This window comes from Emticicia sp. 17c, assembly GCF_037153985.1.
In the GTDB taxonomy this organism is placed as follows: Bacteria; Bacteroidota; Bacteroidia; order Cytophagales; family Spirosomataceae; genus Emticicia.
The window spans coordinates 60,090-74,199 of the sequence record NZ_JBBAYI010000003.1 but is presented as its reverse complement, the minus strand read 5'-3'; the positions used below and the strand labels follow the sequence as shown (position 1 = coordinate 74,199).

Sequence of the window (14,110 nt, the reverse complement as noted above, 5' to 3'; positions counted from 1 at the left end):
TTATCACCAAATCATCTGATTTTCAGGTACTCAATGGCTTTTTATTATAAATTTGAGTGTTAATCAACAAGCTATTCTTTGGCAATGAAAAAAACTCTTTTAACCTCAACAATTACCTTTTTTGCGGTGTTCTGCCTGCAAGCGCAGAATGCGCTGTTGTTGCGCCAACCAGCCATCAATAAAGATGGGTCGCTGGTGGCATTTTCTTTTCAGGGTGACATCTGGACAGTACCGGCTACTGGTGGTAAGGCCAGCCGCCTTACAATTCATGATGCGTATGAATCGAACCCCGTTTTTAGCCCTGATGGTAAGCAGATTGCTTTTTCTGGAGCAAGATTCGGCAATAACGATATTTTTGTGATGTCGGCAGAAGGAAGCATGCCTAAACGCCTCACGTTCCATTCAGGAGCCGATAATATTTCAAGCTGGACACAGCCTGATAAAATTCTGTTTTCAACCAACCGTGAATTCCGGCAAATCGAACGCCCTAACGAAGTTTATGCTATCAGCCCGAAAGGAGGCACAGAGTCGAGGGTTTTAGATGCTGTTGGATTTGACCCCATTTTGTCGCCTGATGGTCGTTTTCTGGCTTTTGTGCGCGGAGACATCAATCCCGTTGCTAGGCAAGCCTACAAAGGGAGTTCAGATAGAGACATCTGGATTTATGACACAAAAAACAAAACCTATCAGCAATTACCTGGTTTTGAAACCAACGATGTGTCACCTCAATGGGGTAGTAATAATACACTGTATTTTCTGAGCAGCGAATCAGGAGCTTACAATATCTATCGCCTTAAACTGGATGCCAACGGTAAAGCCGGCAATAATCCTGAAAAACTTACCAATTATAAAGATGAATCCATTAGGGCTTTTGCTATATCTGCCGATGGAACGTCTATCGTGTTCGAGAAAGACATGAACCTTTATACCATGAAGGCTGACAAAGGTTCGGCTCAGAAACTAAACGTAATTATTAGTGCCGATGACCGTCTGGATGCAACCGAACAAAAAACAATGACCAACGGTGCCAGCGAGTACGCCGTGTCTCCTAACGGAAAACTGATTGCATTTTCGATAAGAGGCGAAGTATTTATAAAAGAAGCTGACAAAGAAAAGACCCGCAGTATCAATGTGTCGGAACACCCTTACCGAGACGTAGAGCCTACGTGGCTGAACGATTCCACTTTGTTATTTACTAGCGACAGAGCTAACGGTAATTTCGATATTTACATGGTACGCTCAACAGATACAACTCAGCGTAATATTTTTAAAACCATGAAACATGGTTTAGTACAGATTACCAAAACTGCCGGAGATGAAACCAATCTGGTGGTATCGCCTGATGGCAAAAAACTTGCTTATGTACGTGGTAGAGGAACTTTTGTTGTAGCCGATATTAGTGCAGACGGGAAATTATCGAACGAAAAAATACTGAGTGATACTTGGGACAGCCCCGGCGGAATAGCTTGGAGCCCCGATAGTAAATGGCTGGCGTATGCTATCAGCGATTTGTATTTTAATCAGGAAATCTTTATTCAGGCGGCCGACAACTCAAGCAAACCTGTAAACGTATCGATGCACCCACGTACTGACAGCCGTCCGTTCTGGAGTGCCGATGGTTCAAAACTAGGCTTTATTTCTGGCCGTAGCACAAGCCGTAGCAACGATGTATGGTTTGTTTGGCTGAAAAAAGAAGACTGGGAACGTGAAACACAAGACTGGCAGGAGAAAGACTCGCCTGAGCCTGCTGCAACACCAGCCAAAGGCGGTAATGATAAAAAAGCTCCGAAACCTATCAGGATTGATTTTGATAAAATTCATGAACGAATTGTGCGTGTAACGAGCTTTCCGGGTGATGAAAGTGACTTGGTGATTTCGAAAGATGGTGAAACATTCTACTATACCACTACCTCAAGCAATGCAAAAGGGCGCGACCTTTACAGCATTAAATGGGATGGCAAAGACCTGAAAGAAATTACCAAAGGAGGGGCTAACCCGAATGGTGTTACGATGGATAAAGATGGTAAATACCTGTATTATAGCCGTATGGGTGGAGCTTTGGCAAGAATAGACCTGAAATCGAATGCAACAGAAGCCTTGCCTTATTCAGCCAAAATGAAAATCGATTACAATGCCGAGCGCACACAGGTGTTTGAAGAAGCATGGCGTACTATCCGTGATGGTTTCTATGACCCTAAATTTCATGGCAATGATTGGGCAAAACTTCGTGAAAAATACAAAGAGCGTTGCATCAATGCCAGTACCAGCAACGATTTCAGAGATATGTTTAACTTATTGTTAGGCGAATTAAATTCAAGCCACATGGGTATGACAGTTGCTGACCGCATTGATACACAACGAGAAACAACCGGATTGCTAGGTACCGAAATAACACCCGTAAGTGGGGGAGTAAAAATAACTCACGTAGTACCCGGAACCCCTGCTGATAAAGAAAAAAGTAAACTCAATGAAGGTGACGTAATTACGGCTGTAAACGGGCAGAGTGTAAGCGACAACGAGAATTTTTATGATTTACTTAATGGCCTTGTCAACGAAAAAGTACTGTTAAATGTACGTGGGGCCGACGGTAAATCAAGAGAAGTGGTGATTCGCCTCACACCAAGCATTACTGCTAATCTTTATGATGAATGGGTTGAAAACCGTAAAAAACTGGTTGATAAATATTCAAATGGCCGTTTGGGGTATATTCATATCAAAGGAATGGATTTCCCTAGTTTTGAAGTAGTAGAAAGAGAATTTACGGCAGCAGGCTATGGCAAAGATGGTTTAGTGATAGATGTACGTTATAACGGAGGTGGCTCAACTACCGATTATTTAATGACAATCTTGAACTATAAACAACACGCTTATACAATTCCGAGGGGTGCAAGCGAAGACTTGGAAAAAGATAAGCTGAAATTCAAAAACTATTATCCGATAGGCGAACGTCTGGTATATGCTGCTTGGACAAAACCATCAATTGCATTATGTAATGAAGGTAGTTATTCAAATGCCGAAATTTTCTCTCATGCTTACAAAACTCTTGGTATTGGTAAGCTGGTAGGAGTACCAACCAATGGTTCGGTTATTTCAACAGGAGGTAAAGGTTTAATGGATGGCTCATTTGTGCGTCTGCCCGGTCGTGGCTGGTTTACTAAAGCAACCGATAAAAATCAGGAGTTAGGGCCTGCCGTACCAGATATCATCGTTGAAAACCAACCTGACTGGCTAGCCAAAGGTACTGACGACCAATTAAAAGCAGCCGTTGACGAATTATTAAAACAGATTGATAGTAAAAAATAAAATAGACTGAAATCTTTCTCATATTCTTATAATGATGAGTTTCTCATGTCCTTGCTCTACTATGTAGTAAGGGCATGATTGTTTATATTTTATCCCCTTCCGTTCATCAAGTTTTCCTGCCATTTATCTAAATCCCCCAAAATGGGGTAAAACAATCAGTGAGGGGCTTTCTATTTTTGTTTTATCGAAATATGAAAAAGCATTATTATGAAAAAGCTATTTACTGCCTGTCTGGTAAGTATTACTATGCCTATTTATGCCCAGACTTCATCTGGTAGGGTAGAAGGGCAGGTAACTGACGATACCAAAAAACTTGTTGAATTTGCTAATGTAACACTCCACCGTGAGAAAGATTCCACATTTGTTAAAGCTGCTATTACCGACCAACAAGGTAGTTTCGGATTTGAAAATATTTCAGAAGGACGCTACTTCGTAAGAGTTTCGCAGGTTGGGTACCAGAAATTCAGGTCTCCGGTTTTTGGGCTGAATGCCGATAACAAAAGCATTAAACTCTCAGATATTCATTTACTAACAGATACCAAAGCATTGAGTGAAGTAACTGTGCGCTCGAATAAGCCTTTTATCGAACGGGAAATTGATAAAATTGTACTTAATGTCGAAAACAGTATCACAGCCGCAGGTAATAGTGCAATTGAAGTATTAGAAAAAGCCCCGGGTGTAACCGTAGATGCCGACGGAAACGTAACATTGAAAGGTAAACAGGGTGTCTTGATACTGATAGATGGAAAACCCACTAATCTATCGACCAATGATTTAGCCAATATGCTTCGTGGAATGGCTGCTAGCCAGATTGAGAAAATAGAGCTTATTACAAATCCATCGGCTAAATATGATGCCACTGGTAATGCTGGTATTATCAATATCCGTATGAAACGAGATAACAAGCTAGGTATGAATGGCAGTTTCAACCTGAGTGTAGGGCAGGGGTTACGGTTTAAACAAAACGCAGGTCTGAACCTGAATTACCGCGATAAAAAATGGAATATTTTCGGGAATCTGACACAAGTAAATCGTGGCGGAGAAAACAGGTCAGTCATAAACCGTAAGTTTAGCTCAGATGGCAACATTGTTTCTACTTTAACACAACGCCCCACGCAGTTGCCACACTTTAGTTCTCAGAATCTTAAATTAGGGGTAGACTATTACCTTAGCCGTAAAACAATTCTTGGAGTAAACCTGAACGGTGTATTTAATGATATTATGGTAAAAGCTACTACACCAAGCGATTCAAGAGATGCAAGCGGAATGTTGCTTAATAGCAATGTTACCAGTAATTCGAACCATGATAAATGGAAAAACTATACCCTTAACTTTAACCTGAAACATACTTTTGACAGCACAGGTAAAGAACTAACGGCCGATATTGACTATGCCAGTTATAATCAGCAGGTTATACAGAACTCTACTACCGAAACTACCTATAACCCGGGCCAAGCACTTACCCCACCGTACATTCTGAGAGGCGATTTGCCCTCAGATATTGCTATTAAAACTTTCAAGATTGATTATGTACACCCACTCAATAAACTAAGCCGATTAGAAATTGGTGCAAAAAGCAGCTTTGTAAGTAATGATGGCAATGCACAGTATTTTCTGAAACAGGATGATTCGGAGGTGATAGACCTGAATCGTACCAATCATTTTATTTATCATGAAAACATCAATGCCGGATACCTGAATTTCAATACAAAGTTTAATAAAACAGGTGTGCAATTAGGGCTTCGGGGCGAGCAAACCATTGCCGATGGTAAACAGTTATCAACCAATGCAACTTTTAGCCGCAAATATTTTCAGTTGTTTCCTACGATTTTTGTACGTCAGGAAATCAATAAAAACAACGAGTTAAGCCTGAACGTAGGCCGACGTATCCAGAGACCTAATTATCAGGATTTAAACCCATTTAAGTTTTTCCTTGATATTTATGTGTATCGCGAGGGTAACCCTGAGCTACAACCTCAGTTTACATTTAATTCAGAACTGACCTACACCTTTAAGCAACAGTACAGCATTACATTTTACCGGAGCCGTACTAGAGATATTATCTCAACAGTTTTAATACAGAATGATATTACAAAGGTAGCGGCGCAGTCGCAACGTAACCTTAATAACCTTGAAACCATCGGTTATAATATCTCTATTCCGGTAAAATATACCAAATGGTGGAATGGCAACTGGTATTTTGAAAACTACCATAACAGATATTGGGGGCAATTTCTGAACGGAGAGTTTAATCAGCAATTAACAACCTGTTTTGTTAATACTACCAACACATTCACCATTGGTAAAAGCTGGTCGGCTGAACTAACAGGCTATTATCAGTCGCCGTTTTTGTTCGGTACATTCAAAATACTTTCACAGGCACAAATTGCATTAGGTGTTCAAAGGCAACTCTGGCAACGGAAAGGCACCTTTAAAGTGAGTGTTAGTGACCCATTCCTGACCCAAAGAAATAACATGATTGTGCGTTACCAGAACCTCGACATGACCCTCCGCCGTCGTCTTGATAGTAGGTTTGTGATGGTATCATTCAATTATCGTTTTGGTAAATCAACAGTAGCACCTGCACGTAGAAGAAACGGAGGAAGTGAAGAAGAAAACCGCAGGATTCAGACCAACGGATAATCCCTCTATTTGAGGCTTACATACAGTTTGTTAGTTTTAAAGTCCTGCCCGTTTGTGGCAGGATTTTTTTTAACAAATTTTAACATTTTAAGGCTTACCGTTCATCCAAATCACCCAAAATGGGGGAAGAAAAAAAAATCTTTCATACCTATTTTTGTCATACCATTATGAAAAAGCAGACTTATGAAAAAGCTATTTTATTATTATAGCTCTACCAATGGTTGTGGTGTTAACCAAAAGTATACACAAAAGCCTGATATAAGCTATTTTACGCTTTATAAGTGTGAGAACACAATAAAATTCTCCATTTTTTTTACATATTCTGCAACATATTGGCCAAAAAAAACGTTAAGGAATAAGATACCAACGTATAGTGCTGAAATTTCACACACGTATAAACAAGCATTTACGAAGGTATTTACTTTTATTCATCTGAATGAAGTTACCTCTTCTGTATTTTTACGAAACGAAGAAGCATGTATTACTTTTAAAGCATATAAAGGCATTGCTAGCCTAGGCCAGTATACGGTAATATTTCCGTTTACGCAATGGGCTGATATGGGCAATGTTTCATACCTGCAAAATGGTCGTTCTGGCCAACAGATGAATAGCACTAACCTGAATAATGGGCAACTCACGCTTGCATTAGATTACACAAATGCACCAGCTTTGCCTGAAAAATTAAAAACGGAGATAATTCTGTTTGATATTTATAATCAGGAATACATCGTATCAGTAGCTAATAGCCCTGAGTAATAAGTTTGAAGTATATATCAAGTAAAAATACTGCTATATAACAAAAATGGCATTTTCAGGTACAATGAGATAACTTATTAACCAATACCTATATACTCAAAAAAAGATATTCAAATGTTATAAAACCAGTTGTTATTCAACAAATAATCAAGTGGGAGTAAGTAACAATCAAAAATTTATACAGTTTAGTTTAGTTTATTGAGATAAAAACCGGCCACTTTGAGCTCGGTTTTTTTTTGTGCATTTGTCAATAGTTTTTTAGCTGGTAAGTCAGTTTTAAGGTTGAAAGAAACTAAATTTGTTGATGAAGTGTAATTTAATATTTTTTTAATACTCGATTAAACATTAAACCAGAATAGCTGAAAAATGTTTTATATAGCCATCAAAAATTTGAATCTGATATTTGAATTATTACGCGCCTGACAGTAGCAAATAGCTAAAACTTTACTCTTCTGCTTTGTTTTTGATTGTAATGAGCGTAGTTCGCCAATAAAATTCGAGGTGTTTGCGAATACTTTCTGTCGGAAAATTCTCAATATTCAGTGTCAGATTTGTCTTGTTTTTTTCGGGTGCCAGCATAAAAGTGAGTGTTGAGTAACTTTCTGGAACATCGGGTAAGCCAGATACAGAGCTGAGGTGTGTAAAACTTAGCTTTTTTTCTTTCTCAAATACCAGCACGACACCTCTGTTTTCAAACTTTGTATGATGAAACCCTCTGATAATAACAGGAGAGTTTACCTGCCAGTTAGTAAGCACCGTCAAATTCATGTCAGGGTCGCCCAACCATTGAGTCATTATTTGCGGTTTTGTTAGCATCTCCCACACTTTGTAAGCTGTACTATTGATTTGTACGTGGGCGGTAAAACTATTGAGCATCTGATTAATAGTAGTTCAAGTGATACTATCAACAATGCTTATTAAAGAATGGTTTGTGTAGAGGCAATTCTATTAAAATAGATTTTATATTTTGCTTAGACCTCAGATAGAATTAATTCCACAGCACTTTTACCTTGTATGAAGTACTGTGGAAATGTAAGGTAATTAATTAACTGGAATAAAGCCCAGACAATCTTTTACTTTTTCAAAATAGAGCGTACCTAGCCTGATGGCATCTGCGTTGTTTTTATCGCCTTTGTATTTCTCTTTTACTTCTTCAGATAGTATCCTGAATTCTTCTTTCAGGGCTTGTTTACGTTGCATATCTGTTGTGTGCTGCCCTTCGCAGGTGAGTTTAGCGAGCTTAGTGGCATAGTTTTCAACGGGGTCAAAACTACATGAGCTAATAAAAAAACAAAAGCTGACAAATAATACTGCAATGATTTTCATAAGAAGTTTTGGGGTTTATGAATTGAAATTATTCTGAATAAGTAAAAAAACATAGGTGCTTAAAACTTTACAATTGTTTTTTATTTTAAGGTGTATTTATGTTTATTTTTTTATTTATCGTATATGTTTGCAAATTTAAGCACTGCTGAACTTCACTTTTGCCCGTAATGGTTTTGCTCCATTTATCAAATCAAAAATATATCATTCATAGCCCAACATTTTGTCGTAATTTTGTAGCCGTTTATAATCATAACCTAAGTTTTTGTTTTTCTCTCATGAGTAGTACGTACGGAACAATTTTTAAGATTTCAACATTTGGTGAATCGCATGGCAAGGCCATCGGTGTAGTAATAGATGGTTGCCCGGCAGGAATAGATTTTGACGAAACATACATTCAACATGAACTCGACCGCCGTAAACCAGGGCAGTCGCGTATTACCACCCAACGCAAAGAGGCCGATGAGTTTCAGGTGCTGTCGGGTATATTTGAGGGAAAAACAACGGGTACACCCATAGCAATGGTTATTTTCAATGAAGACCAACGTTCGAAAGATTATAGTCATATTGCACACCAGTTTAGGCCATCGCATGCCGACTACACCTATACAGCCAAATATGGCATACGCGACTACCGAGGCGGTGGGCGTAGCTCGGCCCGTGAAACAGCTGCGCGCGTAGCAGCAGGTGCATTGGCTAAAATTATGTTGTCGTCACAGCAGATTACCATTCAGGCGTATGTATCACAAGTAGGAAAAATTAAACTGGAAAAAGAATATTGGGAACTGGATTTGTCAAAAACAGACGATAACGCCGTGCGTTGCCCGGATGAAGCTGTTGCCCAGCAAATGTTTGATTTTATTGATGAAACCCGTAAAAAAGGCGATTCAATCGGTGGAATCATTACTTGTGTTATCAAAGGTGTTCCGGTTGGCTGGGGTGAGCCTGTATTTGATAAACTTCATGCCGAACTAGGTAAAGCTATGCTTGGTATTAATGCAGTAAAGGGGTTTGAATACGGCAGTGGTTTTGATGGTATAGAGTTATATGGTTCACAACATAACGACGAGTTCTATATTGGCGAAGACGAAAAAGTTCATACCCGTACTAATCATTCAGGAGGTATTCAGGGTGGTATATCGAACGGAGAAGACATTTATTTCAGAGTAGCTTTTAAACCTGTGGCTACTATTATGCAAGACCAAGAAAGTGTTGATGATACCGGCGAAAAAGTTATTGTATCGGGCAAAGGCCGCCACGACCCATGTGTTTTACCACGTGCCGTGCCCATTGTAGAAGCTATGGCAGCACTGGTTTTAGCAGATTTCAGCTTACGTAGTAAAACTAATAAACTTTCATAAAGCAACTTTACTGAGTATTTAGCATAAAATTAAAGGAATAATAAGCCTATAAAAGGCAGTAAAATAGAAGAAGGGGCAAAAAAAGCCCCTTTTTTGTTAGGTTTTTTCAAATTTGTTATATTTTTGTATAAAAATGCTTTCCTGATGGAATTTATTCCCTCCGATATTGACCAATATTGCGTAGACCACACTACGCCCGAAAATGACTTATTGAGTAAACTTAACCGTGAAACTCATGCTAAAGTCTTACAATCTCGTATGCTTTCAGGGCATTTGCAAGGTCGGTTTTTATCCATGTTATCACACATGGTTCAACCAAAACTTATTCTTGAAATTGGTACTTATACAGGTTATTCGGCTTTATGTCTTGCCGAAGGGCTGGCAGAAAACGGAAAAATCATAACTATTGATGTGAATGAAGAACTGGAAGATTTTGTAAGAGGATTCTTTCAGCAATCATCTTTAAACCATAAAATTGATTTCAGAGTCGGCAATGCGCTAGAAATTATTCCAGACATTACTCAAGAAATAGATATTGTTTTTATCGATGCCGATAAACTGAATTATGCCAATTACTATGATTTGGTTTTCGATAAAGTACGTACAGGCGGTTATATTATTGCAGATAATGTATTGTGGAGTGGTAAAGTGAGTAATCCTGCTGCCAAAGATAAAGATACTTTATCTATCAGAGCCTTCAACGATAAATTGCATACCGATACACGCGTTGAAAATATTCTTCTGCCAATTCGTGATGGCTTGATGGTTGTAAGAAAGAAATAAGTTTGAGTGCCTCGTTTGATAAATAACAGTCTTTAGTTTACAGTAAACTATGACTTATTTAAAGAATGTATATATACTCTTTTAATAAATTGTGCTTTAATTATAATTTCCTGATTCCATGAAGAAAACGTTATTGCTCTCGTTTTTTCTGGTAAGCGCTCAATTCGTTCTTGCTCAGCAGCCCAGCTTACCCGAAGTATCCAAAAAAATAGATTTTGCAGGCATTACTGTAAGACTCGATGCCGAAGCTCAAAAACTTGTTCAGAAAGAAGTTTCCAGCTTGTTGATACCCGAAAATAAGTATGTATTAGATAAACTACAACGAATTCAATGGTATTTTCCGGTAATTGAACGTATTCTGGAACAAGAAAGAGTACCAGAAGATTTTAAGTATCTGGCCGTTGTTGAAAGCTCATTGTATCCCGATGCTGTTTCAAGCTCAAATGCCGTTGGTTTCTGGCAATTTAAAACAAGTACAGCTCAGGAACTGGGGCTAAGAGTAGATGCCGATATTGACGAACGTAAAAATATCTATGCTTCTACCAGAGCCGCTGCTGCTTACCTGAAACGTAATAATCAGATTTATAAAAACTGGATTTCGACCTTGTATTCTTATATGTTGGGTGCGGGTGGCATCAGCAAAATTATTCCTGCTGAATGGTCAGGTGCCTCAGAAGTTACTTTTGATGCTCAGACAGACCGCTATCTTATTAAAACTATTGCTTCGCGTATTGCTTTCGAGTATCGGGTTAACCGAATGAAACAAAATACTTATGCCTTGCTTGAATACCGTAAAGGAAAAGGTCAGACACTTTCTCAGATAGCCTCAATGGTTGGAGTAGATGCGACTGAACTGAAAAAATTCAATTCGTGGTTACAGACTAACGTTATTCCGGCCGATTATTCAGTTTCTATTCTGGTGCCTGTAACAAGGCTCGATGAAGTACAATCGAAGATAGGTCGCCAGCCTGATTATGTTGCTTCAAAAGATAAAACATCTAATTCTGATAGAAAAAACACAGCTCAAAGCAATAGAGATTACCCTGTGCTTGAAAAAATTACAAAGCAAACTTACAATGAAGATGAGCCTATTTTTTATACAATTAACGAGAAAAAGGGGATTCTGGCTAAACCGGGCGACGATGTAGCCTCTTTAGCAAGAGCAGGTAAACTTAAAATAAAAGATTTTCTGCTGTTTAATGACATGAGCGACCGTGATATTATTGAAGAAGGAAAAGTATATTACCTGCAAAGAAAACTTCGTAAAGGACCTATTCCGAAATATGAGGTGCAAGCCGGCGATAACTTGTGGGAAATATCTCAGATGTTTGCCGTTAAGCTCAAAAATCTGTTAAAACTTAACCGCCTCAGAACATCAATTCCTCTGCAAGAAGGTCAGGTAGTTTACTTACAGAAGAAACGCCCTAAAAATGACCCTATTGATGTTTTCAAGCCTAGAAAAGAAGAAACGCCAGAGCAGAAATTGCCAGTAGTAGAAAACTATAACAATGAAGTGGCTACCAAAGAAAAGCCAAAGAAAACCCCTTCGCCAGAAGAAACATTAACTACTCCGACAGAGACCGTTGTTATTGAGCGTCCTTCAAAAAAGCATAATAATAGCAGTACAAGTGGACCAAAAGAAACAGTTAATAAGGATAAGGATACACAAAGCAAAGATTCTCAAAATACCGATAGCGAAGATGACGATATTCTGGTAATTGAAGGAAATGAAACTAAAGATTCAACTCCAGTAGTAAAGACAACTACCACACCTAAAAATACGGCTCCTAATGTAGTAATTAAAAACCCTGTAACAACTAGCGAAGAACCTAAAAGGGTACCTTTAGCTACCAAAACCGGAAATACACATACCGTTGATGTAGGGCAAACACTTTATAGTATTGCACGTCAATACAAAGTATCGGTAAAAGATTTGGCCGCATGGAACGGTTTTTCTACTACCGAGCGTGTAAAAGTAGGGCAGGAGCTAATTGTAAGTAACCCTTCAAAAAACAATAACGTGGCTAGTGCTGCTAAACATGAAAAAACAGCCGAGGTATCAACCCACCTTGTTGCCAAAGGTGAAACGTTATTCAGTATTGCCAAGCGTTACAGTGTGGCCATGAAACAGATTCAGGCTTGGAACAATATGAGCGACCAAAATGTTAAAGTAGGGCAAAAGTTAATAATCAGAAAGATTTAACATAAATTTGTGTAATTAAAATAAACGTAGTTAAGTATGCCATACTTCTTCATTGTTTTGAATAGTATGGCATATTTTTATTTTATATAAAAATGATATTAATTGAAAACACTTGTATCAGCGATGATGTAGCAGAGAAATTTTTCGTCTGTAATCTGGAAAAATGTAAGGGTGCTTGCTGTGTAGAAGGTGACCTCGGCGCGCCTCTGGAAGAGTCAGAATTACCTATTCTTGAAGAAATCTATCCTAAAGTAAAGCCCTATTTGTCTGCTGAAGGAATTAAAGCTATTGAAGAGCAAGGGAAGTATATTAAAGACTGGGAAGGTGATTTTTCAACACCAACCATCGACGACCGTGAATGTGCCTATGCTATTTATGACGATAAAGGTATTCTGAAATGTGGAATTGAACAAGCCTATCTCGATGGAAAAATTTCATGGAAAAAGCCGGTTTCTTGCCATTTGTACCCTATTCGTATTACCAAATATGATAATTTTCATGCAGTTAATTATGACCGTTGGTCAATTTGTAGCGATGCCTGCGAACTAGGCGATAAACTGGGAGTACCTGTGTATCAGTTTTTAAAAGAGCCGCTTATTCGTCAGTATGGTGAAAAATGGTACGAGACCCTTGACAAAGAAATAAAAGAAAAAGAAGCGAAATAAGAAACACCTTTATTGAGGGTTGTAATCAAATACTAACATGGCATCTTCTCAGGAAAACCTTTTCGATAATATTTATCAGGTAGTAAAACTCATTCCTGTTGGCAGAGTAACCAGTTATGGAGCCATAGCTAAATATCTGGGTTCAAAGGCTGGCGCACGTATGGTTGGCTGGGCCATGAATGCCTGCCATACTATGCCCGACGTGCCAGCGCATCGGGTTGTGAATCGAAATGGCTTGTTGAGCGGTAAACATCATTTTGGAGGAAATGTAATGCAGGAATTACTGGAAGCAGAAGGAGTAAAAGTAAAAAATGATAAAATCATTGAGTTCCATACACATTTCTGGGACCCATCGCTCGAACTACTCTGACCATAAAGAAAAAACCCCCGAAGTTCGGGGGTATTTCTCAACTTTATAGCCATGAAAACTAATTTCTTTATTTCTTTACATTAGTGCAATAATTATGCTAATGTTAGTTTTAGTTCGTTTAATTTTTTTCTGATAGAAGTATCAACCTGATTATCATCAATTTTTAGCACATAACCACCAATCAAATTCGGGTTGATTTTTTCTTCTAAAATTACATCTTTCCCAGTAGTTTTTGCTATCAAACTGATAAACTCCTTGCGTTGAGTATCAGTTAAAGGAGAAACAGTTGTTACTGTGGCTTTTTGAATACCCTTTTGTTGGTTGTAAAGTTTCTGAAATTCATCAGCGATAGGGTATATCAAATTTTCTCTATGCTTTTTGGTTAAGACGTTGAAAATTGAAAAGGTCACATCGTGAACGCGGTTCTCGAAAATATTTTTCAAAATTCCCAGTTTTTTATCGTGGCGAACAATCGGGTTGTTCATTACAACAGCAAACTGTCTGTTATCGTCACAGATTTCTTTAAACAACAGCATATCGTCGTTTACTTTATCTATAACTTTTTTTTCTGAAGCCAAATCAAATAACGATTTAGCGTATCTATATGCAACTATTGAATCTGCCATTCTTATGTGTCAACTAAATTCTCGGTTGCAACATATAATATATAATACAAAAATACAACCGACTGTACCAAAAAAAC

11 protein-coding genes are annotated in these 14,110 nt (G+C 38.3%); 8 read left to right on the top strand and 3 right to left on the bottom strand.

Going from position 1 to position 14,110, the window contains the following annotated elements; translation table 11 throughout:
- Positions 1-84 precede the first annotated feature (84 nt).
- From WAA15_RS08170 to WAA15_RS08160, 3 genes are all read left to right on the top strand, one after another.
- Positions 85-3,303, top strand: coding sequence for a S41 family peptidase (locus WAA15_RS08170; RefSeq protein WP_337042235.1), 3,219 nt, complete (start codon positions 85-87; stop codon positions 3,301-3,303).
- A gap of 207 nt (positions 3,304-3,510) precedes the next feature.
- Positions 3,511-5,946 carry a TonB-dependent receptor gene (locus WAA15_RS08165; protein WP_337042234.1) on the top strand — a complete coding sequence of 812 codons (2,436 nt, stop codon included), beginning with the start codon at positions 3,511-3,513 and terminating at the stop codon, positions 5,944-5,946.
- A gap of 183 nt (positions 5,947-6,129) precedes the next feature.
- The gene (locus WAA15_RS08160; RefSeq protein WP_337042233.1) at positions 6,130-6,702 is read left to right on the top strand and encodes a hypothetical protein; all 573 of its coding nucleotides are present in this window, start codon (positions 6,130-6,132) and stop codon (positions 6,700-6,702) included.
- 444 nt (positions 6,703-7,146) lie between these two features.
- Here WAA15_RS08160 and WAA15_RS08155 read toward each other — a convergent pair whose 3' ends face one another.
- Both WAA15_RS08155 and WAA15_RS08150 read right to left on the bottom strand, forming a co-directional pair.
- Positions 7,147-7,578 (bottom strand): SRPBCC family protein, encoded by a 432-nt coding sequence (locus tag WAA15_RS08155; RefSeq protein ID WP_337042232.1) that lies wholly within the window; start codon positions 7,576-7,578, stop codon positions 7,147-7,149.
- Positions 7,579-7,743: 165 nt separating this feature from the next.
- Positions 7,744-8,028, bottom strand: a complete 285-nt coding sequence (locus tag WAA15_RS08150) for a hypothetical protein (protein ID WP_337042231.1) — start codon at positions 8,026-8,028, stop codon at positions 7,744-7,746.
- A 275-nt stretch (positions 8,029-8,303) separates the two neighbouring features.
- On the opposite strand from WAA15_RS08150, the gene aroC reads away from it, so the two are divergent.
- From aroC to WAA15_RS08125, 5 genes are all read left to right on the top strand, one after another.
- Complete coding sequence (gene aroC / locus WAA15_RS08145) at positions 8,304-9,386, top strand: chorismate synthase (RefSeq protein WP_337042230.1); 1,083 nt, start codon at positions 8,304-8,306, stop codon at positions 9,384-9,386.
- A 144-nt stretch (positions 9,387-9,530) separates the two neighbouring features.
- Positions 9,531-10,169, top strand: coding sequence for an O-methyltransferase (locus tag WAA15_RS08140; RefSeq protein ID WP_337042229.1), 639 nt, complete (start codon positions 9,531-9,533; stop codon positions 10,167-10,169).
- A 118-nt stretch (positions 10,170-10,287) separates the two neighbouring features.
- Positions 10,288-12,372, top strand: coding sequence for a LysM peptidoglycan-binding domain-containing protein (locus WAA15_RS08135; RefSeq protein ID WP_337042228.1), 2,085 nt, complete (start codon positions 10,288-10,290; stop codon positions 12,370-12,372).
- Positions 12,373-12,464: 92 nt separating this feature from the next.
- Entirely contained in the window at positions 12,465-13,037 is a 573-nt protein-coding gene (locus tag WAA15_RS08130) for a DUF3109 family protein (RefSeq protein WP_337042227.1), read from the top strand.
- Between the two features lie 37 nt (positions 13,038-13,074).
- Positions 13,075-13,407 carry an MGMT family protein gene (locus WAA15_RS08125; RefSeq protein ID WP_337042226.1) on the top strand — a complete coding sequence of 111 codons (333 nt, stop codon included), beginning with the start codon at positions 13,075-13,077 and terminating at the stop codon, positions 13,405-13,407.
- A gap of 92 nt (positions 13,408-13,499) precedes the next feature.
- On the opposite strand, the gene atpH is transcribed toward WAA15_RS08125, so the two are convergent.
- Positions 13,500-14,033, bottom strand: coding sequence for an ATP synthase F1 subunit delta (gene atpH / locus WAA15_RS08120; RefSeq protein ID WP_337042225.1), 534 nt, complete (start codon positions 14,031-14,033; stop codon positions 13,500-13,502).
- Between the last annotated feature and the right edge of the window lie 77 nt (positions 14,034-14,110).